The organism is Sphingobacterium sp. SG20118 (assembly GCF_044740685.1).
Lineage (GTDB): Bacteria > Bacteroidota > Bacteroidia > Sphingobacteriales > Sphingobacteriaceae > Sphingobacterium.
This window is the reverse complement of record NZ_CP172826.1, coordinates 343401-368312: the sequence shown is the minus strand read 5'-3', so window position 1 is coordinate 368312 and position 24912 is coordinate 343401. Positions and strand designations below refer to the sequence as shown.

The following is a 24912-nucleotide window of genomic DNA, read 5'->3' as shown; positions in this document are numbered from 1 at the left end:
GTAGATGGTGTTTTTAATAATAATGGCAAATTAGAGCAAAATAATAAAGAAGTTTCTCCACAGCGTTATTGGAAAGCAATAGCTGAAAATGGAAACTTAGGAATTGGAGAAGCGAACATTTATGATGCTACAAACATCCGTTTACGAAATGTTAACTTAACCTATTCATTACCATCTACACTATTTAAGGGCAATTTTATACAACGTGCGAAAATCGGCATTACAGCAAATAATGTTTGGATGATCAAAAGTTATGGAAATGGTGTTGATCCAGAATCAGTATTTTCAATTAGTAGCAACGCTAGTGGCTTTGAAAACTTCTCAACCCCTACATCACGTTCATATTTCTTTAACGTAACATTAGGCTTTTAAAACTTACTATAATGAAAACTATCATATCAAAAATCAGCTTAGCCCTACTGATCAGTACAGGCTTCGCTTCTTGTAGCAAATTCGAAGAAATAAACACCTCTCCTACAGCAGCAAATGGTGATCAGGTGCAAATTGAATATTTCATAAATGGCTCAATTACTGGAGCACAGATGAATCCAGATGTAGCTGAAAGATCATTCGTATTGTATTGGAAAACTGCAGCTAGACAGCATTTCACAACTGGTATTTCAGGAGGTTCTTATAACGATGAATGGTCTGGAGTATATTGGAGTCAAATTTCAAAATGGCTCAATAATACCAATACTGGAATTCAGGTCGCAGAAGAACAAAAAGCAAAAGGAGCTGGCAAAGAATACACCGACAACTTAATACAGGTATCAAGAATTTGGAGAGCATATCTATTGAGTGAAGCCTCAGATTTATTCGGACCGCTTCCAATTGAAGCTTTTCAAGGTATCAACCCGGAATTTAATTCGGTTAAAGATGTTTATGAATACATGTTGGTCGAACTTAAAGATGCCAGTGAAAAATTAGATCCTGCAATAAAAATTCCGGGAGATATTGAGAAATTTGACCGTGTTTACAAGTTTGATTTTGCTAAATGGCAAAAATATGCAAACTCAATGCGTTTAAGGTTAGCGATGCGTCTATCAGAAGTTGACCCTGCAAAAGCAAAAACTGAGTTCGAAGCAGCAATAGCCACAAATAATTTGATTACAACTGCTGCAGACAATTTTACTGTTAAAGAAGCTGACGGATGGAATGATCTAGCTGGTGTCATGTCCAGAGAATGGAATTCACAGGTATTATCCACAACACTCAATAATATGTACATTGGATTGGGCGGAATAAAATCTAATGACCAATTAGGAGCGGCTTTTCAAAGTGCCATTAAAGAAAACGATTATATCGGTAAAAGATATTTGAATCACTATTCTGTAATGACCAATGATCCTTCTGCAGGATATTGGTTAGATGGATTACCAAACACTATCGATCCAAGAGCATATAAAGCATTTTTTATACCTGGTGATTTAACTGGTTCTACTTTTTCTAATTTCCCTTCGTATACGACAGATGCAATCACAACAACAACCAAGTTAGTTATTGGAAAAGATGATGATGACAAAGATGCCAATGAAAGCAATGACATTAAGTTAGATGCTAAATACACTTGGAATACATTTGCAATCGGAGATTGGGCTGCAAAAGGAACTTTAAACAAAGCAAAAACAACGTTAGTAGGAAAAGTACCGGGCTTATCAAAAGAGTTTAGATTAAGCAATAGTTCGAGAATATTTTTCGCGAGCTGGGAAACATATTTCTTGATGGCAGAAGCTGCTGTTAGGGGATGGAATACCGGAACCTCTGCACAAACTGCTTATGAAAATGGTGTTAAAGCCAATTTCGAGTATTGGAAAGTAGAGCAATTTGCTACCCAATATTTAGCTTCGGAAAGCTATAACCGCCTTGGTACTTCGGCAAAATTCAGCCATACTGCTGAGCCAGGCAGCTCGCATACAATGAAATACATTGACGGTTATACAGGAACTGCAGGAACTGCAAATATCGAATATCCGGTAAATAACCTCTACAAAAGTGGATCTGTAAAAAATGATATCCTGACCAAAATCATCACGCAAAAATATATTGCAAATATGCCTTGGTTACCATTAGAATCATGGAACGATCAACGAAGATTAGGTTTACCATTCTTTGAAAATCCTGCTATAGAAAATACTTTAACCAATTTACCAGATCTTAATAGTGGAAATTATAAAACAAGTAATATTAAGTTTTTTCCACAACGTATACCATACCCATCTTCGCTTAGAGAAAGTGATCCGAATGGCTATGACAAAGCAAAAGAACTACTTGGTGGAACTGACGCTGTCTTAACTCCATTATGGTGGGCTAAACAGAATTAATAGATTTTGATTTAGTAAACTGAATCTAACCGCTTCATAAGAAATTATGAAGCGGTTTTTTATTTTAGCTATTGAATAGAAAACTCAATAATCACATAAAGAGAGCCACTTCTGTGGCTCTCTTTATGTTTTCCCTACAAATAATCTTTCTTCAATTCCAGTACACCTTCCAATCGCAAATCATCCGAACCAGCGCCGATAAGCAATTTGAACTTTCCTTTCTCTGTTTTCCAAACGCTATCCACAGCCCATAGTTTCAAATCTTCTTTTGTCAATTGAAAAGAGATACGCACACGCTCCCCTACTCCAATAGACTTACGTTCAAAACGTTTTAATTGTTTTACAGCTGTTACGACAGAACTCACCTCATCTACAACGTACAATTGTGCGACTTCATCGCCACTCATCGACCCTTTATTTTCCACATCAAAAGAAACTGTACAAATAAAATCATCAGTGTTTTCTTTCAAATCAACATGAAGACTTGAATAATCAAATGCACTATAACTCAAACCATAACCAAAAGTATACAAAGGTTTAGCCGTCATCTCTACATAATCATGATGCTTCGGTTTGTTATGATTGTAATGTACCGGCAATTGTCCTACGGAGCGTGGTATTGAAATTGGCAAACGACCTGCAGGGTTATAGTCTCCAAAAAGCACATCTGCTATCGCCAAGCCCCCCTCCTGTCCTGGGTACCAAGCATTGACAATAGCAGGAATATGTTCAGATGCCCAATTTAAATTCAACGGTCTCCCCATGATGGTCACCAATACAATTGGCTTACCCGTTTTTTCCAATGCTTTTAATAATTTCAATTGATCTCCCATCATATCCAAAGAAACACGATCAAAGCCCTCACCACTCTCCATATCGCTGATGGCATTGATGTCCACGTTAGCCGCACCAGTAGCTTGATAAGAAGTCTTAAAATCACGCGCACTAGAACCTCCTAATACGACCACGACAACATCGGACAACTGAGCAGCAGCAACCGCCTCTTGAACATGACTGTGTAAAGTATCCCTTATCGCACAACCTTTTACATAATCAATCTGAGTACCCTTTCCCACCGCAGCACGGATACCATCGAGCACCGTCTTCACCTTAGCCTCTGCCTGCGGAGCGGTGTAATCACCCAATTGGTTATAGACATTATCCGCATTAGGACCTACAACAGCGATGCGCTTGATTGTCTTTTTTAAAGGCAGCAGATTCGCATCATTTTTCAGCAACACAATGGATTCCTGAGCAACCTTTCTTGCCATTTCCCTATTAGCTTGAGTACCTACTTTTTTCAAGACAAGCTTTTCATCCACAAAAGGACGGTCAAACAAACCCAAGTTAAATTTCATCCGTAATACCCGAGCCACGGCCGTATCTAACACAGCACTTTCCACAAGTCCAGCCTGTACAGCCTGCAATAAATTAGCGCCATAACCTGTACCACTCAAATCGACATCAAGACCGGCATGTATACTTTGTGAAGCGGCTTCTGCACCATTTGATGCCGTAGCATGGCCACCATTCAATCCCGATATACTCAATAAGTCAGAGACGACAAAACCATTAAAACCCCATTCCTTACGCAATATATCCTTCAAAAGCCAAGGGTTTGCCGAACATGGAATACCATCAATACTATTATAAGCTGTCATCACCGAACCAACACCTGCCTTTACTGCTTGTTCAAAAGGATACAAAAAATGATGTCTTAAAGCCCTTTCACCAATGGAAACAGCCTCACCATTATGCCCCCCCTCAGGAACTGCATACGCAACAAAATGTTTAAGCGTTCCAATAATCTTATCTTCTTTCCCTAAGCCATCACCCTGGAAACCCTTCACCATCGCTTTTCCCATCTGCCCGATCAAATATGCATCTTCACCATAAGTCTCTTCGGTACGCGACCAACGGGGGTCGCGAGCTAAATCTAAAACAGGACCGTAACCATTTTTACCACCAACGGCATAAGTCTCCTTTGCAATCGTTCCAGCCATTTGTTCTATTAATGCTGGATTCCAGGTACTCGCCTGTCCGATAGCTGTTGGAAAAACTGTTGCGCCGATAGCCATATGGCCATGGGGAGCTTCTTCCGACAATAATAAAGGAATACCCAAACGCGTACTATCCAACATATACCGTTGGATTGCATTTGTAGCACGAGCCGCCTCCACAGGACTTAGACCATTTAAAAGTGTTTTCTGTGTCCACGGATCAGCACGTAAGGTTGCCCATAGCAAACCAATATGCTGTTCTTTGACTGCTTTTTTAAGTTTTGCACTCACCCCAACACCAGCAGGTCCCTTCTCATACATTTCCCATCCTAACAATTTCGATAATTGTCCCACTTTTTCATCCACTGTCATCCTACCCAATAGATCCTGAACTCTATTTTCTACCGGAAGTTTACTGTTTTTATACGGAATTTGCTGCGCTTGTAGATTAGGGCTTGTAAGGAATAGCATTCCACCAAAAAAGATACTGCTGAGTTTCATTTATAATTTTATAAAAGGGTAAGTAGTCGGTTTCTAAACCACTAAAATAAAGCTTTAGTATTAGAAATCCGTAATTCGGAATTAATATTTCCAGAAACATAGGGATAAAAAAAGGAAGAATAAATCTTCCTTTTTTTGTAATTTAAAACGCATGATCCTATTCCTACCGAATCTTGATAATTTCTTTATCAAAAAACTCAAATTATTGCGCTTTCACACCTTTAAAATAATACTTCACTGGTACTACATTGGCCGCAGGGTTATTATTTTGACTGGCCAGCACCAATTTATCGCCATTAACCACCGCCAAGTAAGAAGAGTATTGATCTTGATCCTCAAACTTAATCGTACCCCTTTCTTTATTAAAAGTAAAATTGGAACTATTTTTCTTCTTAAAAACGATCTGTTCAAAGCGCCCCGTATTAGCCTTACAAACCTTAGTTCCTGGGTCAAAATTCAACTGATTTAAATTTTCTTGAAACAGAAAGTGGTAACTATTGTCCATTTCACAGTCAAGCAATTTGTAGTTAGCAAACTCATTTTCATCTTTTATATCAGCGGTAATATGATACCAGACATAAGCTCCTAATTGCTTTTGAACATCTTTTGGGATTTCTAAAATTGGTGTACCACTATCTTCACTGCAATTGCTGAAGAGAGCCAAGATCGCGACACCGCAAAAATACTTTTTAATCATAATCTATATTGTTAGTCATATGATAACGTTAAATCTCAATAAAATGTGACAACGAAATCACTTATTAAAAGATGTTCTGCATGTTAGGTTGCAAACAAACGTGGCCATTTTTCCATATTCCAACTATAAATTAATTGAGCTGCTTCAATCACGCGACGCAAATATTCATAAATTTCTTTTAGATAAGCATCTCCACGACTATCATCAGAAACTTGTATAGTCCATACTTACAACAAGCCACCAATAGAATGCTACTATTCTTCTAATTTACCTTCGTCGGCGTTCATAATCTTATTGATACGCTCTTCCAACACAGCCTTATGCCAGTTCTCCAATAATTTTTTAGTCTTTTCGACAGCATTTTTATCGCCAGATCTCATAATCTCAACCCATTTTTCACCAAATTGAAGGTAACCTTTCAATGCATTTTCAGATTCCGTGTATTTAATCAAATACTCCATCATGAACAGATTTGCCCATCGATCAGGATCCATTGGAAAGCACATGTACTGTGCAATATCCACTTTATCAACAAAATCCTGAATCACCTTTTCAGGTGTAAAATTAAAAATGTCACAAAACTGCTTAAACTCATTTGTGAGCTTAATGTCCTTTAAATTATTCATATCTAATAAATTGAAATTTTATTCTCTAAATAGTTATCTAACCATTCCTGATAAAACGAGATTCTTTGCTCCACATCTTGACAAAAGAAGTAACGTTTATTTAACTCTTGAATTTCCATAATCAGCTCACGGCATGCTTTAGATTCTTGATATTCCTTATCACAGATATTACCAAAACCGTCAAATACCCTAATATATACTGCTACAACAGGGTTGTATATACCTTTATCCAAATGCATTCTAGCAAGATAGTCAGGGAGGGTTAAACATTGCATGATGCTATTCAGAAACTGTGGTACCGAAAAACCCGTAAGAAGAGACATTAACAACAAATCCTTGTTTAAGCTTATCTTGGTTTCTTCATCGAGGTAAATCACATTCTTCAATTCACAGCCTTTTGAACAAAGGTCAAAGAGTTGATTAGTCAACAACTTCCCTTTATTTCTTCTTTGTCCATAACTATAGTTCCTGTTTATGGAGAGCTTAATTTGCTGCTGCACAAGTTTCGCCCCTCGAGCACGGTCCATTTCATTCAGTTCAACATTCAAGTCATCCTTTTCAGGAAGCACATAGTCGAAAGATTTAGTCACCAAATCATAAACGGAGTTGTCATGAAAATACTGATCCATGTAGGAAAAATGATTTACATATAATTGTAAAAAATCAGGTACTGCAATACCAAAAAGCTGACAGGCAAGTCTAAAACTTTTTGGTACTACAATAGCTTCGGGCTGCTTATTTTCCATAAATATTTAGTTTAAAAATTTTAACATCTTTTTATTTGTGTAGGCTATACCGATAACCAAAGCTCTTGGCCTTACTTCTTTTTAGAGGAGCAGCGCCCTTTCTGCCCCATAGCAAATCCAACTCTTCTTTAAGATGAATAACGGGGATTTTAATATCCGAATGATTATCAAGTTGAAACTTAACTTCTCTAGCTGACTTAGGTTTTTTAAAAAAGTCTGTAGGCAATAAAAACTCAAAAAACGTTCGGCATATACCCCGTTTCAATGCACTTGATTCTTCTGCCTGCTTGATGCTTTTTATGTTGATATTTTCCATTAATCTGAAAAAAGACATGCTTTCAACGGAATTAATAAAATAATCCATTTGGTAGTATCTCACCCCATCCTCCATCCAGATATCGAGTTCGAAATCATATGCTATTTCATCATCATAAGATTCAAAACAAAGATTCCTCCCTTCAAATACCCAATTTAGATGAATCATCAATTCGAGATTCCCCATAGCTATCTTAAGTCGTTCTAATTGCCACACAAAGTCATCTTCCTGCCCTAACAAAAACGAAAGCTCTTCAGGACTATATTCGTAACTTATTCGATTCAATAGCAGAAAATAGATTGAACTTGCATACCGCATAGTTGTCTGGAAACGATATTTTTCCCTCGCATTCTCATATAATTCTATCATAACAAATCACCTATATTTATACTATGGAACTAAAACAATAACGATTCTCCACATTGCGCACCACTACCCTCCCCTGCTGGATCATGGTATACAAACAGTTTTTCAAATGCCTAGGATAAATTGTCAATTGCGATAATCCTGTCGTACAAACTTCCTGAAACAGTTCCCAAGATGATTTTCCTCTTTCAAGAATTTTCTTGTCCAATAAAAAATCCAATTTAGCCCGAACATGTATCATCGCATCCGACTCCAATTGCAAGTCCTTCTCAGCTTTCCATTCCTCCATATATAATAAAGGTGCCGCAGAACACTTTTTCCCTAGCTCAAATCGCCAAGGAATTTCAATTGTATAGTTCCACTTAACATCATCTTCCTCTATTTTGACACGAACGATACGTTCAGTTGAAACCTCATGCGGTTCAAGATGAAAGGCCATTGGCACGACCTCCGAACTGAAATATACGCGATCTAATAGCAGAGACTCGGCAGATAAAAATTTAGAAACCTGAAACATTTTCTCAAAATCCATATAGAAATGATCCGGTTTACCCAGTAAAAATGACAGGTCTTGCGGACTCCAACCTTGATTAAGCCTACGACTTAAATACGTGTACCATAATTGAAAATCACGTGAATACATCATTCCTGAATAGGAGCTTTTAATAATATGAGCTGTTTTCATAATTTAAGTTTATAGTTATTTAACGTTCCCCTCATGAGCAGCAACACGTTGTTCAATAGAGTGAAACTACCCCTTTAAACAAGCGCTCATACAATTCAACAACAGCGCGGCCTTGTGTAATGACAACCGCTTCATGTTTTTCATCCATATCCATCGCCAAACTTTTCCACCAGATATCGTTTGGTTTTAGAATAATCGAAAAAATCAACTTATCGAGCTCATTACCCCCTAAAACACCATCCAATACTTCACAAGTAGCAATGGCAGACCAATCCATAAGTTCTTGCAAATCCATATTTTTAGGGATAAAACCAACAGCACAACGGAGGTAAGTATGAATACCGATATGATGCAACTCGCGCAGTAATAGCAAAGCCGTGTCAGTCATCAATAATGGAGCATCTGTCATCGTCATTAAGAGGTTTCGCATGACAGCAATCGCATTGTCTGCTATCACTTTTATCTTCTCCAGTTTACGGCTCCAGTCTACTTCTCCAGGTACCAGCTGCGAGTTGAAAGTAGACTTTTGCCGCAAAACGTAAGATTTTTCCCATACGATATTCACAAACCGGCTTCCCATTGCCAGATGCTTCTCCACATAGGGAAGATCTAGAAAGACTAATGAAGCGCCCACATCCCCTAAATGCCTTCGTCGAAATGAAAAGGGTAAGCTTTTCTTTGTTAAAACAACCAAATAAAGCTCCATTTTGATGTCATTCGCCCCAACATCAACTTTATCATGAAAAGGATTACCTTTTGAAAATCCTACGGTTTGATAATTGACCAATAAAATCTGCTCCGGATGATAACTTGTATAAATTTTATCTATCAGTGCATTCGCATCATCCTTATACTTTTGAGGCCAAGGAAAACTGGAGAAATTTTCCATGATGATAGGTCCAGCAACAATCGACTGAGCTTTTTTAACCATGACAACAGCAGATTCTTTAGCTACCGGTACAGTAGCAGCATGATCACTTCTCTCTTTAAGATATACAGCTACGCCATTCCATATAAAATCAACCATACTATCCAAAGCCTGACCAAATGCCTGACAATGCGCCAATAAAAACTCAAATTCTTCTTCTAAAATATCGAGACGATCTTTTTTCTTTGAATAAACATGACAAGTATCCAATAACCGCAGCAAAGGCGTACTATGCGTATCATAAGTAAAAATCTTAAAAAGTCCCGGTAAAGTGCCACGCATCAGTTTGAGAATATGCTCCAGATTTTGCGCTTTACCAATCGTTACACCCGCCATGGTTTGAAACCCTTTTAACCGCAACACAATAAACTGATGCAACATGGCAGTTGCTTGAAAATAATCCGTTTTAGATTGAAAATTGTAACAGGCGAACATGAATTCATCTGCTAAATTTTTGCCTTTAGCATAGTCCACATGAGACATTTCCATTAAACTGACCACTAGCTTACCCTCTAAAATGGGGATCTTTTTGCTGTCTGCCTGATAAAGCAGGTGCGCAGGCAGAGACGCGTACGTATAATAAAGACTTCCCTTTTTCAACTGATTGCTCCACTCCCCTGTCCATATCACATGGAATGGAATATCGGGCATATCGGCCATACAAAGGCGAATAATAGGTTCAATACTTTGAACAGAGATACCTTTTACAGGATTCACGACCAACAATAGATGTGGACTTTCGACGCTATCATTGAGAAAATTAAACAAAAAAATACGATCTAAATCAATCCGCTGAACCAATCGATCGACCAATAATTGGGTGTTAAGTTGCATAATTAGAGATTTATAATAAATAATATGTATTGATTTACTATACAAAAGTATAGTATTTTTTAATATTATCAAATAAAAGTTTAAATTTTCTATACAATTGAGCAGAAATACAATAAAAACAGATTCTAAAATTGCTAGGGCACATCTTCGCACCAAGAAATACCCGTTTGACCATCCATAAAATATTTTCACTATCTTAGTTAATCTAAATTTCCATGACCTTTATGATACATTTGAAAAGAATCCTATTCAGTTTTTGTTTATTATTAAGCTTTACTTCTACAACTTTCGCACAAGAAAATCCTAAAACCAAATGGTTCAGCCACGATCGCTTTGGCATGTTTATCCACTGGGGACTGTACAGTGGAGCAGAAGGACTATGGAAAGGTGAAAAGCTACGCTATATGAACAATTACGCGGAATGGCTTCGCTACCGTAACCGCGTATCTAAAGAGGAATACGGAGAACTTGCACAACGGTTTGTTTGGGATCAGATCAACCCTGAAGAATGGGTCTTGCTTGCCAAAAAAGCTGGAATGAAATATATTATCATGACGACTAAGCACCACGATGGTGTAGCTATTTGGGATACCAAAATAGGTAACTATAGCCTCAGCAAGCTAAGTGGGAACAATCGTGATATCATTAAAGAACTGGCTGAAGCCTGTAAAAAGCATGATATGAAACTTGGCTTCTACTATTCACATTGGATCGATTGGGAGCATACATACGGTTGGGACCATAATCAAGAACTGGCAGGCCATGTCAGCGATGCGCAATACAATCAATATTGGCAAGAAAAAGTCATCCCCCAATTAAGGGAACTTTTGACCAATTATGGAGATATCGCGCTGATGTGGTTCGACATGTGGATACCTTACCAAAAATCAATTATTAAAAAAGAACAGTTGGAACAAGTGGCTCAACTTATCCATACCCTACAACCCAATTGTTTAATCAATTCGAGATTGGGTCTTCCTACTGATAAACAAAATGTAGATTTTGAAACTTTTGGCGACAATCAGTTTGGTACTTCCTATATCGATCATCCTTGGGAAACTCCAGGTACTATTGCCCATTCATGGGGATATAATGGGCAGGAAAATGAATGGAAATCGACGAGTCAAATCTTCAACTCCTTAATATCAAATGTAAGCTTAAATGGTGGTTTCACCCTCAATATAGGACCACGTGCCGACGGTACTGTTCCTTACGAAAGTGTTTCTAGACTTGAAGATATTGGAAATTGGTTAAACGAGCATGGTGAAGGAATCTATGGTGCTACAGGATTGGCCTTACGTGCCAATCAACATGATTGGGGATCTTTGACCACAAAAACATCAGGTAAACAGACCCAAGTTTTTGCACAAGTATTCAATTGGCCATTAGATCGCGTACTTCGCATTTCAGGAATTAAGACAAAACCGAAACAGATCGCCATTCAAAATGACAGCAATAACGCAAATTTAAAATTTGAACAAATAGGCGGTATCTTACATGTTCACCTTCCAACAAAACAAAGTGATAAATTTGTATCTACAGTTGTGCTGACTTTCGACCAAGAACTACAACTCGATCAGCAGATGGTTGCCGAATCTACTTTTGGAGGATTCGCGTTAAATAGTACCAATGCAATCCATAATGATCAATTAAAAGTTGTTCGCTATAATGGTAAAAACCCGAGGCATATACTGTCTACAGGTGAAGATATCGAGTGGGAAGTAGAATTCCCTGCAGCAGGAACATATAAAGTCGATGTGTCTGCGCATAATCCAAATAAAGAGGATATCAGCATCACGATTCGCACAAACACCGAAACCCTCAGTGGAAAATTAACACCAAATGGAATGATGGTGGTAGAGCCGAACGAAAACAACTATACAGAAGAATTTGTCAACACTCGGATCGGTACATTTAAAATTGAAAAACCTGGCCGTCAAAAAATAACATTCCATACCAGTGGGAGCCAACAACTTTGGCTGAATAGTATATGGACAGAGAAACTGAAATAAAGATGACTTTCCTATCGTATGCGCGAGTTGGTAAACAATAACGTTCATTTTTAATTATTAAGTTAAACAAAATTTGCACATTTGTCTTAAATGATATCAAAGTAAAAGCATAATAATTCAGGTTATTTAACCCGACTCGAGCATGGAAATTGACAATAACGCAAGGAGCACTAAATTTCCCCTAGATCAAACATTTAGTTTAGAAGGACTTATTGTGCTCGATGCAGAAGGCTATTTTAAATCCTTAAATGAGCAAGCGAAATTGTTATTAGCAATTGACCATGTAGAAAACAGGAAAATTCAGGAATGCATATGCTTCTATGACATGGAAAACCTGCACCCGCTTTCTTTTGATGAACTTTCATTTCATCAGACCCTAGCAACGGATACAGACCACTTTGATATGACCTATGGTATTAAACTGGAGGACAACACCTTAAGGTGGTTATCCTTCAGCTCAAGAATCCAGAAAGACAAATCACAGACCTATGTATTACTCGCATTTCATGATGTTTCTAAGCTCGTCAACCAAAACAAGGAGCTATTTGAAAAGAAGGAGCAATTACAGCTTTTGATTGCCTCTCTGGATGATTTGGTATTTGAAGTAACCCACGAAGGTATTTTCACAAATTACTGGACCAACACACCGGATCTATTGTTCTACAAACCTGAATATTTTCTCGGGAAAAATTTAGGCGACCTCTTTTCAGGACCATTAGTAGCGACCACGCTTGCTCTTATCCGTAAGGCTATAGATCGAGATAAGGTATACAAACTGCAATTTCCATCCCCATTTGAGTCTCATAAGGGTAAATGGTATAGGCTCAAAGTAAAGCCCATTCACTTAACCACGGATCGCGTCATCTTGGTCATCTCCGATATTTCAAAGCATGTGGCATCTTTAGAAAAAATCAGATTCAATGTGCATAAATTCGATCAAGCTTTCCAATTTTCTGGTTTAGGAATGTCCTTGACCAGCTTACAGGGCTATTGCATTGAATCAAATAAAAACCTAAGTAAAATTTTAGGGTATTCGCAAGAAGAGCTATCTGAACTTAATTTTTTAGATCTCACACATCCCGATGATTTAGAAAATGACTATCATCAACGCCAAAGATTAGTCACAGGTGAAATGGATAGCTTTACATTAGAAAAAAGATATCGCCACAAATTAGGTCATTACTTTTGGTGCTCCGTCACCATCTCTGCTGTACAGAATCAAGATAATGAGGTTTCCTTTTTTATTGTTCAACTGCAAGATATATCGGTTGCTAAAAAAAACATGGATATCCTAGAAAGCCAAAAACAAGAACTGGAATTTGTCAAGGTAAATCTGGAAACAAAAGTAAGGCAACTGGAAGAGTTCAATCAGATTGTTGCCCATCACTTAAGAGGACCTGTTAGTAATATCCATATGCTTATCGAAGAATTGAAAAAAGAAAGCAGTACTGAAGTAAAGCATGAATACTTAACGCTAATTGAAAGCAGCAACAATAATTTAACAGACACGCTTCAAGAACTGTCTGACATACTAGAGCTACGCATTGACAATCAAACCATTGCACACGATAATTGTCATTTTCAAACTATCTTCGAAACAGTATCGCATCAATTTTCGGAAGACATACAACAAAAAAAATCAATTATCACAACAGACTTTCAGGTTGAAAATATCATTTATCCGAAAATTTATTTGGAAAACATCTTCAATAATCTGCTGAGTAACGCATTAAATTATACCGATCCAGAGGTAAGTCCCGTTATCCATTTAAAAACGTACATGGAAGATAATTCGACCATTTTAAGTATTCAAGATAATGGAATAGGTATAGATTTACCTAAATTTAAATCACAAATTTTTATGTTTAGAAAAGTATTTCATCGCGGTTTTGACAGTAAAGGCATCGGCTTATTTATGACTCGCTATCAGGTGGAGGCTTTGGGTGGTAAAATCGATATCGAAAGTGCTCTTCATAAAGGCTCTACATTTTTAGTGAAATTTTTAGAAAACAAATAAATGCATACGTCTGAAAACACCGGAAATAGAACAGTAACACTTGTAGATGATAATGCTATTTTACGTGTTATCTTCAGTAATATGATCAAAAACTTTCCCGACTTTCCTATTACGGTTAACTTATTTGAAAATGCATTGGATGCATTGGACTACTTTGAAAATAAAAGGAAAACGGGATTGTCCTTTACGGATCTTTTATTTGTTGATATCAATATGCCTTTCATGACGGGATGGGAAATGATGGATAGGTTCGAAATGTATCCTGTAGATTTTTTAAATCAAATGGATATCTATATCCTGAGCTCATCTACGAGCAAGACTGACCAAGAATTGATCCTGCAATATCCATTCATCAACGGTTATCTACCAAAGCCTATCATGAAGTCCGATCTTTACGATATCATTCGACAGCTGAATTGCCCCCCCTGCGCAAGCGACAATAGCAATTTCTTATAAAAAATAATGCCTTTCCATTGCGTACAATAGAAAGGCATTATGGTATCTCCTAATAGCAATAGTGGGTTAGTAAACCGTCAACTCATCCACAAATAACCAAGCAGGGAGACCGGCACCTGCATGTCCTACAGGTATCTGATTCAGATGTTGCACTTCAACCTTGATAAACGGTGCCTTCTGTTTCTCAAAAGTCAATTTAATCGTTCCTTTTGATGCAGCTATTGCTTCTTTTCCAACCTCCTTAATCAGGCTGAAGTTTTGGTTATCGTTAGATACATATACTTTCACTGCCTGTGGATAAAAAATCCAGCTTGCATTTTGGTCCACTACATTCAACTCCACATTTGAATAGGATGCCGCAGACCCCATATCGATTGTCGCGACCAAATCCTCTCCATTGAAACCTAACCAATTTTTCTTAAAATATTGCTTATTCCCATATACACCATCAACTAAAGTCGCTGCACCATTTGCTAGGTATGCCTCGTTAGGCTCATGCTGCAATTGAATAGCTTTACCCGTAGATTGGCTAATGACAAAGTCTTGCTTTAAAACAGATCCAATCATACGATCATTCGCAAAGCTTGCAGCAAGGATGGTCATCGTTTTATCGACCAAAATGGGTCCTTGATAAACAGGGCTCTGCGCATTAGGTGCTGAACCATCATTGGTGTATCGGATCGTCCCATCTTGTTTGATGGTGGATAGTTCATAGTACATTTTCCCTTCTTTGGATACGATATGACCATTCAGTTCAAAAATAGCTTTACTATAATTGATATTCATTTTATCGAGATAAGCAAACTCATGAATCACTCTTTGCTCAAATGACTTATATGCCGCAGGGTCTGAAGTTCCCCATGCCACCTCAGACAAAGCCAACAAACGTGGAAACAACATGTACTCTACATGTTTGAAATCCGTGATATATTCCGTCCACATATTCGCTTGTGGTCCTAAAATATGTTTTGCTTCCGTTGCATTCAATTCCTTTGGAATCGGATTGAAGCTATAGACTTTATCCAGACGCAATTCGGCATTGAATGCTAAAGGTTTCTGATTGTGGATTTCCCTGATAATAATCCAAATACATATGGCTCACTGGAGTCATGATCGCATCGTGTCCTTCCTTTGCAGCATGGATAGCACCTGCTATACCCGTCCAACTCATAACCGTTGCATTAGGGGCTAATCCTCCTTCAAGGATTTCATCCCAACCAATGATGCTTTTGCCTTTGCCATTGATATATTTCTCCATACGTTTGATGAAGTAGGACTGCAATTCGAACTCATCTTTTAAGCCTTCTTTTTTGATCAATTCCTGGCAATGCGCACAAGTTTTCCAACGTGTCTTTGGTGCTTCATCGCCACCAATATGGATATAGTGACTTGGGAATAACGTGATCACCTCATCGATGACATCTTCTAGTAAAGCAAAAGTCTCTTCTTTTGGACAATAGATATCATCCATAACGCCCCAGGACGTCCCCACTTGAAATGGTCCACCAGTACAAGAAAGCTCTGGATATGCAGCCAATGCCGCTTGAGCATGACCCGGCATCTCTATTTCAGGAATGACCTCAATTTGTAGCTTCTTGGCATAGGCAACAACATCCTTGATTTGTTCTTGTGTGTAAAAACCACCATAACGACCGTCTTTAGTCAATTTAGAATGTTTCACATCTTCCGTTACCGCACGATACCCTCCAATAGAAGTTAACTTCGGATGACTTTTTATTTCTATTCTCCAGCCTTGATCATCCGTCAAATGCCAATGGAATTTATTCAATTTGTAACGCGACAGGTAATCCAAAAACAACTTAACCTCATCTACAGTAAAAAAGTGCCTACAGACATCCAGGTGCGCTCCTCTATAGGTAAATTTTGCATAATCCTTTATTTCTAAAGCAGGAATACTTCCTGTGATTTGGTTTTCTTCGGCAAGTTGTAACAACGTTTGGACAGCATAGAATGCCGCACTCTCGCTGGTTGCTGAAATGATGATGCCCTTAGCATCGATTTTCAACTCGTAATAATCATGTTGCTCGGCAACCGTATGGGATATTTTTTGAAATCGAATCGCTCCGGATTTCTTTAAGTTAACGTTAACCTTTAACAGACTTTCTAATTCATTGGCCAGATATTTCGCTTGTGGCTCAAATGTATTTGATGCTAGGGATAGATTTCCTTTCAATGGAAATGCACCCTGTGGTAATAACTCCAAATGCTGAGGCATCGGAATTAAGTTCTTCTGTGCTAATGCCACAAAAGAATACAAAAAAATAAAACTTAATAGTAAGATTTTACGCATGATTATCATTTGGTCTTTCAACAAAAATAGTATTAATTTTAATTAATTTAAAACGTGACAGCAAACCAACCCTATAAAAAGAGGCAGGAAATCTTATGACCTCCTGCCTCTTTTTATAGGGTTTATAACGTATTTAGATCGCTTTAGTCTTATTTTTCAACCAAGCTTTTTCCTCTTCATTTAAACGGCCTTCGAGTTTCTCGAATACCCATTGGTTGTACTGGTTCAACCAATCGATATGCTGTTGGTCCAATAATGTTTTGTCAACAAGATCCGTAGCAATATAGCAAATGGTCAAGGTCTCAAAATCCATGAAATCACCAAATATAGAAGATGCTGCGTTTCTAGATAAGACCAAATTTTCGATACGGATACCATGTTTTCCTTCGCGGTATAATCCCGGCTCGATCGAACTGATCATTCCAGCCTCAATAGCAACATCAATATTAGCGGAGTTAAATGTCTGCGGCCCTTCATGTACGTTCAAGAAGAAACCGACACCATGTCCTGTTCCATGCCCGTAGTTACGTAAAGTAGCCCAAATCGAACGTCTTGTGATTGCATCAATCTGATATCCTTTTGATCCTTGTGGATAAATCGCTTGGCTACCTTCAATCGTACCTTTCAATACGATCGTATAATCTTCTTTCTCTTCCTGCGTAATCGCTCCTAGTGAAACCACACGCGTAATGTCCGTCGTACCGGTCTGGTATTGACCGCCAGAATCTACAAGTAAAAGACCTTTTGATTTCAATTCGTAATTGCTTTTTTCAGTAGCCGAATAATGGGGCAATGCACCATGATCTAAATACCCTGCAATGGTATTGAAACTGATATCGTTAAAACCGGGTTGTTCCTCTCTAAATTCTTGCAATCTTGCTGCAATCGAAACTTCAGATTGATTACCCTGAGGTACTGCCGCTTCCAACCATTTAAAGAATTTTGTCATCGCTATCCCATCATTGATCATGGTTTCGCGTGTATGGCCAATCTCAACTTCATTTTTAATCGCTTTCAATGAAGTCGATGGATTGATCTTCTCTATAATGTTTACTTCCGATGGGATGGAGTCATAAATAGCAAAGCAAGTGCGCTTCGGATCAATCAAAATGGATGATACTGCGAGCTTGCTCACTTGTGCATATACTTCCGCATAAGGTTTCACCTCCACACCTGAAGTTTTTAGGCTTGCTACGGTAGCTGCTTCTAGCTTACTTGGTTCGATATATAAAATAGCTTCATCTGCAGTAATATAAACAAAACCAAGAACTACCGGATTACATGGAACATCGCGACCACGAATATTCAATAACCAAGCTAAATCATCAAGTGAAGAAACGAGATGCGCTTGAGCTCTATTTTTAGCAAGAACGGCACGAACCGCCGCTAATTTGGATGCGGTCGACTGACCCGTTGTACTGTCTGCTAATAAATATGCTTTTTCTAAAGGTAATGAAGGTCTGCCTTCCCATAAGGTGGTTAACAGGTCCACATGTCCATCAACAACGATATCAAGTGGATTCAAAATTTGTTGAACAGATTGCGCGACTAACAAAGATGCTAGATTACCATCAAATGCAACCTTTGCTCCTTGAGGTAGATGCTCTCCCAACCAATCTGCATATTCCGCATTACCTTGTATTTTTAATTTTACCAATTCAAATCCGCTTCCTGCCAATTGTTCATTTGCTTGAACAAAATAGCGTGTATCGGTCCATAAACCTGCAAAGTCTTGTGTAATGACCAACGTACCTGCCGAACCTGTAAAGCCGGAGGTCCATGCGATACATTTATAACGTTCTGGTAAATATTCACTTATATGTGGATCAGAAGAAGGGATAATATAACCATCGACACCTTGGTCTTTCATCAAACTTCTTATTGCCGCTAATTTTTCTGAATGCGTCATTGTTTCTCTAATTTTATCATGCAAGTTAGGAAAATTTCAAGAAGTAAGTAGGGTATAAATGCTAACTTTTGACTTTCATATTAAACACTTTTGACCAAACAACAGTATCTTTATGAAAACAGAAAGATTATAATTAATGAAAATCAGTGCAACCTTTACCCTTCTTAGTATATTTATATTACCCCTATGCAGTACACCTGCATTTCCACAATCAACCTCCAAAAGCAAAATTGAAGAAGCTTATCGTCAGTTTGAAAAAGACCCAGCTTTAAAAAATGGGACAGTTTCATTGACGGTATTGAATGCCAATACCGGAGAGCCCATTTTCCAACAGAACCAACAGGTCGGCTTAGCAACGGCATCGACAATGAAAATTATCACCGCAGCAACGGCGTTCGATATTTTGGGGAAGGATTTTAAATTTAAAACCAATTTATATTATACCGGATCTATTCAAGCTGGTGGCGTATTACATGGCGATATTATCATCGAAGGAAGCGGAGATCCTACCTTAGGTAGCAACCGTTATCCTGAATCGCAAGAAGAACAATTGCTAAACAAATGGATCTATACGATCCAAAGTGCAGGCATTAAAGAAATCCAAGGACGTATCATTGGCGACGATAGCCGATATGGGGGTTATCAAGTCCCAGGTGGATGGATCTGGTCAGATATCGGCAACTATTATGGAGCTGGTGTATCTTCGTTAAATTGGCGCGAAAATGCCGTTGGTGTGGTATTCAATCCGAACAGCACGATTGGTAAACCTGCTACAATTGAAAAATTGACAGCAGATCTTTCTTATCTAAAAATCGTCAATGAAGTTTCTACCGGTAAAAATGGATCCGGAGATAATGTGTATGCGTATTCAGGCCCCTATGCTTCTAATATCTACATCAGGGGAACATACGGATTGGACCTCAAAAAAACGATTGAAATTTCCGTACCTGACCCGGCCTATGATGTTGCCTTTCAACTGTCAAAGGCTTTATCACATGTGGGCATCAAAACTGCTGAACCACCCAGCAACGGCAAAGCTATCGCATCGACAAATATTGCGAAACAACTTTTGGATACGCATGAATCGCCCGACTTAGCGAACATCATCTATTGGTTTAATCAGAAAAGTATCAACCTCTATGGCGAAGCGTTAGTAAAAGCAATTGCCTATCAGACGGCTCAAAAAACAGAAACAAATGAAGGAACTTCCTTGATACAGAAATATTGGGAGAATAAATTGCAGATCAGTAGTAGCGAACTCAATAATCAAGATGGATCGGGGCTATCTCCCCAGAATCGTGTCACCACCGCTGCAATGGCGAAAATCATGCAGTATGCACAATCGCAATCGTGGTTTCCGGAATTTTACAAAAGCTTACCTGAATACAATAACATGAAAATGAAAAGTGGTACGATTAACGGGGCCTTGGGCTATACTGGTATCCATCAAAATAGCTCGGGTGAAAAATTCACATTCGCTCTTTTGATAAACAACTACTCGGGGTCCAGTAGTGCGATGCGCAAACGTATGTTCACACTGTTGGACGTCCTCAAATAAATTGACACTTCAGAATAAATTTTTGACTATTTATCGTTTCTTTCTCAAAAAAAGAATGATACATTTGTAACCTAAGTTGAACAAACTAGCACTATATAATAAGAATTAAAATGAGTAATGTAAATCGTAAACAAGCAGCATTAGACTACCACTCAAAGGGTAGACCTGGTAAAATAGCAGTTGTGCCCACTAAGCCAACAAATTCTCAAAGAGACTTATCGCTAGCTTATTCACCTGGGGTTGCTGAACCTTGTTTAGCTATCGCTGCAAATAATGAAGACGCTTATAAATATACCGCAAAAGGTAATTTAGTTGCAGTAATTAGTAATGGTACCGCAGTATTAGGTCTTGGTGATATCGGAGCTGTAGCTGGTAAGCCTGTGATGGAGGGTAAAGGTTTGTTATTTAAAATCTTTGCTGATATCGATGTTTTTGATATCGAACTTGACACCAAGAATGTTGATGAATTCGTCAATATCGTAAAGGCAATGGAACCTACTTTTGGAGGAATCAACCTGGAAGATATTAAAGCACCAGAGTGTTTTGAAATCGAAAGACGTTTAAAAGAGGAAATGAATATTCCAGTGATGCACGATGACCAACATGGTACGGCTATTATTTCTTGTGCAGCTTTGATCAACGCATGTGAATTGATCGGTAAAAAGATTGAGGATGTGAAAATCGTTGTGAATGGTGCTGGTGCAGCTGCTATTTCATGTACAGGTATGTATGTGGCAGCAGGTGCAAAAAAAGAAAATATCGTCATGTTGGATAGCAAAGGTGTTATCCGTCGTGACCGCGAGACATTGGATACGATGAAAGCGATGTATGCTACGGATCGCGATATCCGTACGCTTGCTGATGCGGTAGATGCTGCTGATGTATTCATCGGGCTTTCAGCTGCTGATGTCTTGACTGCTGAGATGTTATTGACCATGGCCAACCAACCAATTGTATTGGCGATGGCAAACCCTAATCCAGAAATTGATTACGATTTAGCGCTAGCTACGCGTAACGATGTAATCATGGGTACAGGCCGTTCGGATTATCCGAACCAAGTAAACAATGTACTGGGCTTCCCTTATATCTTCCGTGGTGCTTTAGACGTACGTGCAACAGTAATCAATGAAGAGATGAAAGTAGCGGCTACTAAAGCCATTGCCGATCTTGCTAAACAACCTGTTCCAGAAGAAGTCAACTTAGCTTATAATACAAGTAACCTTAAATTCTCCGCAGATTACATTATTCCAAAACCGAATGACCCACGTTTGATCACAGAAGTTTCGGTAGCGGTAGCAAAAGCTGCAATTGAATCTGGTGTGGCGAAACATACCATTGAAGATTGGGATAAATACAGAGAAACACTTCGTAAAAGATTAGGTCAGGATGATGCTATCATGCGTAATTTGACCATGGCAGCAAAACGCAATCCTAAGCGTGTTGTATTTGCTGAAGCGGATAATTATAAAACACTTCGTGCTGCGCAAATCGTAAAAGAAGAAGGTATTGCAGTTCCAATTTTACTAGGTAAGAAAGCTAAAATCAATGCTTTAATTGCTGAATATAGTTTTGAATTGAGCGGTGTACAAATCATCGACCCTTTTGAAGAAGCAGATTCGGAACGTGTAAATCAATATGTCGATCATTTATTTGTTAAAAGACAACGTCGTGGTCTTTCAAAATTAGATGCTAAAAAGCTTTTAATTGATCGCAATTACTTCGGTGCAAGTATGGTACAATTTGGAGATGCAGATACCTTAATCTCTGGTTTGACGAAAAACTATGCGAACACGATCAAGCCTGCCATCCATGTTATTGGAGCTAAAGAAGGTAGTCGTATTGCGGGGATGTACATGATGTTGACGAAAAAAGGTCCGATATTCTTAGGAGACACAACAGTCAACAAAGAGCCTTCTGCAAAAGAATTAGCAGATATCACCGTATTGTTAGATAAAGCGGTCAGAAGAATGAACGTGAGTCCACGTATTGCCTTACTTTCCTATTCTAACTTTGGTTCTAACGAAGGAAATACACCAACAAAAGTACGTGAAGCGATTAAAATCGTACACAAAGAGCATCCTGAAATTGTTGCTGACGGTGATCTACAAGCAAACTTCGCCCTTAATAGCGAATTGCTAGAAGCAAACTTCCCATTCAGTACTTTGAAAGGACAACCTGCAAATACGTTGGTATTCCCGAATTTAGAGTCTGGAAATATTGCTTATAAATTATTGCAAGAGGTAGGTGATGCTGAGGCTGTAGGTCCAATTTTATTGGGTATGAACAAACCTATTCACGTATTGCAATTGGATAGTTCAGTTCGCGAAATCGTGAATATGGTGACTATCGCTGTTGTAGACGTTCAATCTTACGAAAAACAAGGTAACTAATTACTTTTCCATATCCATATGTATGCATATTTTAATGGGAAATTAGCACATAAAGCTCCTACTCACGTCGTTCTCGATGTGGGTGGGATTGGCTATTATATCCACATTTCCTTAAATACTTTTTCCTTAATTAAAGACCAGGAGCAGTGTAAGCTATTCATCTCCTTTCAGGTAAGAGAAGATGCACATACGTTGTATGGTTTTGCAACTGAAGGAGAAAAGAAATTATTCGAAAACCTGATTTTGGTTTCTGGTATTGGTCCCAATACAGGTCGTATGATTCTTTCATCCAATACCCCTGAAGAAATACAATCGGCCATCGTGAATGGTCAGGTTGCTTTGATTCAGAAAATAAAAGGAATAGGTCCTAAAACAGCACAACGCTTGATTTTGGAGCTACAGGATAAATTGAAAAAACAGGGCGTAGATTCCTTGTCAACGATTCCTATGGCACAGTCCATACCAGACGAAGCACTATCAGCACTAGTGATGTTAGGCTTTAATAAAGCTACTGCTGAAAAAGTCTTGAATACCGTTGTTCAAACAGACCCTAACCTCACGGTGGAAGGCATGATTAAAATGGCTTTAAAGAAACTGTAAGAAAATTATTTATTTTTTAATAGCGCTATTATTCTGTTAACTTTGGACAGCATAATAGCGCTTTTTTTATGGCAGAAGATTTAACAATCAACAAGGGAAACCAAAGCAGAACAATATGTGAACCTGGTTCCGCAAATAAAGGGTTTGATCACTGGTGAGACAAATCAAATAGCTAACCTTGCAAATATTGCTGCAGCATTGAAAGAACAGTTCGATTTCTTTTGGGTAGGATTTTACCTGATTGAAGACGATCAATTGGTACTCGCTCCTTTTCAAGGTCCTGTAGCATGTACGCGGATCCAATATGGACGAGGGGTTTGTGGAACTGCCTGGAAAGAAAATAAAACGATTATCGTACCGAATGTAGACGAATTTCCTGGACATATCGCCTGCAGCTCAATATCAAAGTCAGAAATTGTTATCCCTATCTATAAAAATGGCAACATCATCGGTATCTTGGATGTTGACAGCGATGAGCTGGATGCTTTTGATACGATAGATGCACAATACCTAACGGAAATAGTGTCGTTGCTGTCTTAATGCATCATACATATTTAAGACATGGTCATCTTCCAGACTTTAATCAATTTATCATCACCTGCTGTTAAAAGGTATGGATCTTCTCCAACCCAAAGACCTGTATTGATGGATAAAGTATGGGAATCGAAAAACTTATCGCGACTGATTACTTTTAATAACGCATAATCCTCCTCATCCCAGATTTTGATTGTTTTGTCACGACTCACGGTTGCAAATATTGGATATTTGGGATGTGGATAAATACCATATACGGTAAACATATGGGGCACGAATCCAAATTGCTCTTTTAAAGTCGCTACATCAGATACTTTTAGAGCAGCGTCTCTTGCTCCACTTAACAGCTGAAGGTCGTCCCGAGAGAAGATTAGGCTCGTTATGGGCATAGTGTGCTTCTGATTGGCTAAAAGAAAATGGTAATCTTCTGCAGAGAACAAGAACAAGTCTCCATTTTTGTCCCCGAATGCAATTTTCTTTTGATCATGGGATAAGGCTATCGTCCGTATCGTATTGGAAGAAATAGCAAATTCATAGATCTTTTTGAAATCTGCCAGAGACCATACACTGGCAATACCATCCTCTCCTACTGCTACCAATTCGTTCTTAGTCGGAATACTTTGAAGGGCAAAGATTGCTTTATTGGAAACCTCTAGATTGGCAACCAATTTTTGATGCTCGACATCCACTATCATAACTTTTCCTTCCCGAAGAGCAATGGCCAAATAAGAAGTATTTGGAATTAAATGTAAAGCGTAAATGGAAGAACTGACTGCACAGAGAATACGTTTGAATGTTTTCTTTTCCAAATCCCATTCTACAACACCTTTATCATTTCCCCCAGAGAAAAACGTATTAGGGAAGTATCCTTTCTCCAAGGTGAAGATTGGATTTTGATGTCCCTTTAAAGTTGCTGCTAGTTCTATTTCAAATTTATCCATAATAAAAAATTGCCGTATACAAACTTAGATAAATTTACTATATATACCATCGCGATGTGCTATATAGTAAATCTGTCTATTGTCAAATGTTTAAAAAAAGCAAACCAGAAAGCTGCTCAATTACTTATTTTACCACTGCTTTTTGAGCATGTTATGGAAGAAAT

Annotated in this window: 18 protein-coding genes and 1 pseudogene; 8 read left to right on the top strand and 11 right to left on the bottom strand. The window is 38.3% G+C overall.

Annotation, left to right across the window (positions count from 1 at the left end; translation table 11 throughout):
* The first annotated feature begins 383 nt into the window (after positions 1 to 383).
* The gene (locus tag ACFX5U_RS01805) at positions 384 to 2321 is read left to right on the top strand and encodes a SusD/RagB family nutrient-binding outer membrane lipoprotein (protein WP_400262349.1); all 1938 of its coding nucleotides are present in this window, start codon (positions 384 to 386) and stop codon (positions 2319 to 2321) included.
* A 134-nt stretch (positions 2322 to 2455) separates the two neighbouring features.
* On the opposite strand, the gene ACFX5U_RS01800 is transcribed toward ACFX5U_RS01805, so the two are convergent.
* The 7 genes from ACFX5U_RS01800 to ACFX5U_RS01770 all read right to left on the bottom strand — a co-directional run bounded on the left by ACFX5U_RS01800 (position 2456) and on the right by ACFX5U_RS01770 (position 10020).
* Positions 2456 to 4822 (bottom strand): glycoside hydrolase family 3 N-terminal domain-containing protein, encoded by a 2367-nt coding sequence (locus tag ACFX5U_RS01800; protein ID WP_400262348.1) that lies wholly within the window; start codon positions 4820 to 4822, stop codon positions 2456 to 2458.
* A 202-nt stretch (positions 4823 to 5024) separates the two neighbouring features.
* A complete protein-coding gene (locus ACFX5U_RS01795) occupies positions 5025 to 5519 on the bottom strand; it encodes a hypothetical protein (protein WP_400262347.1) in 495 nt (164 codons plus the stop codon).
* 254 nt (positions 5520 to 5773) lie between these two features.
* Complete coding sequence (locus tag ACFX5U_RS01790) at positions 5774 to 6145, bottom strand: hypothetical protein (RefSeq protein WP_038695773.1); 372 nt, start codon at positions 6143 to 6145, stop codon at positions 5774 to 5776.
* Positions 6146 to 6147: 2 nt separating this feature from the next.
* On the bottom strand, positions 6148 to 6891 hold the full coding sequence (locus ACFX5U_RS01785) for a hypothetical protein (RefSeq protein ID WP_038695771.1): 744 nt from the start codon (positions 6889 to 6891) through the stop codon (positions 6148 to 6150).
* A gap of 31 nt (positions 6892 to 6922) precedes the next feature.
* Positions 6923 to 7576: a hypothetical protein gene (locus tag ACFX5U_RS01780; protein WP_400262346.1), complete on the bottom strand. Its 654-nt coding sequence runs from the start codon at positions 7574 to 7576 to the stop codon at positions 6923 to 6925.
* A gap of 16 nt (positions 7577 to 7592) precedes the next feature.
* Positions 7593 to 8258 carry a hypothetical protein gene (locus ACFX5U_RS01775; protein WP_400262345.1) on the bottom strand — a complete coding sequence of 222 codons (666 nt, stop codon included), beginning with the start codon at positions 8256 to 8258 and terminating at the stop codon, positions 7593 to 7595.
* Positions 8259 to 8310: 52 nt separating this feature from the next.
* A complete protein-coding gene (locus tag ACFX5U_RS01770; RefSeq protein ID WP_400262344.1) occupies positions 8311 to 10020 on the bottom strand; it encodes a hypothetical protein in 1710 nt (569 codons plus the stop codon).
* 224 nt (positions 10021 to 10244) lie between these two features.
* Here ACFX5U_RS01770 and ACFX5U_RS01765 point away from each other — a divergent pair, with 224 nt between their 5' ends.
* The 3 genes from ACFX5U_RS01765 to ACFX5U_RS01755 all read left to right on the top strand — a co-directional run bounded on the left by ACFX5U_RS01765 (position 10245) and on the right by ACFX5U_RS01755 (position 14505).
* Positions 10245 to 12032 carry an alpha-L-fucosidase gene (locus ACFX5U_RS01765; protein WP_400262343.1) on the top strand — a complete coding sequence of 596 codons (1788 nt, stop codon included), beginning with the start codon at positions 10245 to 10247 and terminating at the stop codon, positions 12030 to 12032.
* Between the two features lie 142 nt (positions 12033 to 12174).
* The gene (locus tag ACFX5U_RS01760; protein ID WP_400262342.1) at positions 12175 to 14049 is read left to right on the top strand and encodes a PAS domain S-box protein; all 1875 of its coding nucleotides are present in this window, start codon (positions 12175 to 12177) and stop codon (positions 14047 to 14049) included.
* A complete protein-coding gene (locus tag ACFX5U_RS01755) occupies positions 14050 to 14505 on the top strand; it encodes a response regulator (RefSeq protein ID WP_280570908.1) in 456 nt (151 codons plus the stop codon). It begins immediately after the preceding gene.
* A 66-nt stretch (positions 14506 to 14571) separates the two neighbouring features.
* On the opposite strand, the gene ACFX5U_RS01750 is transcribed toward ACFX5U_RS01755, so the two are convergent.
* From ACFX5U_RS01750 to ACFX5U_RS01740, 3 genes are all read right to left on the bottom strand, one after another.
* On the bottom strand, positions 14572 to 15537 hold the full coding sequence (locus tag ACFX5U_RS01750) for a family 20 glycosylhydrolase (RefSeq protein WP_400262341.1): 966 nt from the start codon (positions 15535 to 15537) through the stop codon (positions 14572 to 14574).
* On the bottom strand, positions 15524 to 16816 hold the full coding sequence (locus tag ACFX5U_RS01745) for a beta-N-acetylhexosaminidase (protein ID WP_400262340.1): 1293 nt from the start codon (positions 16814 to 16816) through the stop codon (positions 15524 to 15526). The genes ACFX5U_RS01750 and ACFX5U_RS01745 overlap by 14 nt, the downstream gene beginning before the upstream one ends.
* Positions 16817 to 16949: 133 nt before the next feature.
* Positions 16950 to 18725 (bottom strand): aminopeptidase P family protein, encoded by a 1776-nt coding sequence (locus tag ACFX5U_RS01740; RefSeq protein ID WP_400262339.1) that lies wholly within the window; start codon positions 18723 to 18725, stop codon positions 16950 to 16952.
* Between the two features lie 136 nt (positions 18726 to 18861).
* On the opposite strand from ACFX5U_RS01740, the gene dacB reads away from it, so the two are divergent.
* The 4 genes and pseudogenes from dacB to ACFX5U_RS01720 all read left to right on the top strand — a co-directional run bounded on the left by dacB (position 18862) and on the right by ACFX5U_RS01720 (position 23813).
* On the top strand, positions 18862 to 20283 hold the full coding sequence (dacB, locus tag ACFX5U_RS01735) for a D-alanyl-D-alanine carboxypeptidase/D-alanyl-D-alanine-endopeptidase (protein ID WP_400262338.1): 1422 nt from the start codon (positions 18862 to 18864) through the stop codon (positions 20281 to 20283).
* Positions 20284 to 20393: 110 nt separating this feature from the next.
* Positions 20394 to 22673 (top strand): NADP-dependent malic enzyme, encoded by a 2280-nt coding sequence (locus tag ACFX5U_RS01730; RefSeq protein ID WP_038695760.1) that lies wholly within the window; start codon positions 20394 to 20396, stop codon positions 22671 to 22673.
* Positions 22674 to 22691: 18 nt separating this feature from the next.
* Positions 22692 to 23273: a Holliday junction branch migration protein RuvA gene (gene ruvA / locus ACFX5U_RS01725; protein ID WP_038695758.1), complete on the top strand. Its 582-nt coding sequence runs from the start codon at positions 22692 to 22694 to the stop codon at positions 23271 to 23273.
* 68 nt (positions 23274 to 23341) lie between these two features.
* Positions 23342 to 23813: pseudogene (locus ACFX5U_RS01720) on the top strand (GAF domain-containing protein).
* Positions 23814 to 23827: 14 nt separating this feature from the next.
* Here ACFX5U_RS01720 and ACFX5U_RS01715 read toward each other — a convergent pair.
* Positions 23828 to 24748: a WD40 repeat domain-containing protein gene (locus ACFX5U_RS01715; RefSeq protein WP_038695754.1), complete on the bottom strand. Its 921-nt coding sequence runs from the start codon at positions 24746 to 24748 to the stop codon at positions 23828 to 23830.
* Positions 24749 to 24912 lie beyond the last annotated feature (164 nt).

What these genes read in the sequence shown, in the direction of transcription:
- ACFX5U_RS01805 (WP_400262349.1), top strand. Translation starts at nt 384, where the DNA reads ATGAAAACTATCATATCAAAAATCAGCTTAGCCCTACTGATCAGTACA.
- ACFX5U_RS01800 (WP_400262348.1), bottom strand. Translation starts at nt 4,822, where the DNA reads ATGAAACTCAGCAGTATCTTTTTTGGTGGAATGCTATTCCTTACAAGC.
- ACFX5U_RS01795 (WP_400262347.1), bottom strand. Translation starts at nt 5,519, where the DNA reads ATGATTAAAAAGTATTTTTGCGGTGTCGCGATCTTGGCTCTCTTCAGC.
- ACFX5U_RS01790 (WP_038695773.1), bottom strand. Translation starts at nt 6,145, where the DNA reads ATGAATAATTTAAAGGACATTAAGCTCACAAATGAGTTTAAGCAGTTT.
- ACFX5U_RS01785 (WP_038695771.1), bottom strand. Translation starts at nt 6,891, where the DNA reads ATGGAAAATAAGCAGCCCGAAGCTATTGTAGTACCAAAAAGTTTTAGA.
- ACFX5U_RS01780 (WP_400262346.1), bottom strand. Translation starts at nt 7,576, where the DNA reads ATGATAGAATTATATGAGAATGCGAGGGAAAAATATCGTTTCCAGACA.
- ACFX5U_RS01775 (WP_400262345.1), bottom strand. Translation starts at nt 8,258, where the DNA reads ATGAAAACAGCTCATATTATTAAAAGCTCCTATTCAGGAATGATGTAT.
- ACFX5U_RS01770 (WP_400262344.1), bottom strand. Translation starts at nt 10,020, where the DNA reads ATGCAACTTAACACCCAATTATTGGTCGATCGATTGGTTCAGCGGATT.
- ACFX5U_RS01765 (WP_400262343.1), top strand. Translation starts at nt 10,245, where the DNA reads ATGATACATTTGAAAAGAATCCTATTCAGTTTTTGTTTATTATTAAGC.
- ACFX5U_RS01760 (WP_400262342.1), top strand. Translation starts at nt 12,175, where the DNA reads ATGGAAATTGACAATAACGCAAGGAGCACTAAATTTCCCCTAGATCAA.
- ACFX5U_RS01755 (WP_280570908.1), top strand. Translation starts at nt 14,050, where the DNA reads ATGCATACGTCTGAAAACACCGGAAATAGAACAGTAACACTTGTAGAT.
- ACFX5U_RS01745 (WP_400262340.1), bottom strand. Translation starts at nt 16,816, where the DNA reads ATGCGTAAAATCTTACTATTAAGTTTTATTTTTTTGTATTCTTTTGTG.
- ACFX5U_RS01740 (WP_400262339.1), bottom strand. Translation starts at nt 18,725, where the DNA reads ATGACGCATTCAGAAAAATTAGCGGCAATAAGAAGTTTGATGAAAGAC.
- dacB (WP_400262338.1), top strand. Translation starts at nt 18,862, where the DNA reads ATGAAAATCAGTGCAACCTTTACCCTTCTTAGTATATTTATATTACCC.
- ACFX5U_RS01730 (WP_038695760.1), top strand. Translation starts at nt 20,394, where the DNA reads ATGAGTAATGTAAATCGTAAACAAGCAGCATTAGACTACCACTCAAAG.
- ruvA (WP_038695758.1), top strand. Translation starts at nt 22,692, where the DNA reads ATGTATGCATATTTTAATGGGAAATTAGCACATAAAGCTCCTACTCAC.
- ACFX5U_RS01715 (WP_038695754.1), bottom strand. Translation starts at nt 24,748, where the DNA reads ATGGATAAATTTGAAATAGAACTAGCAGCAACTTTAAAGGGACATCAA.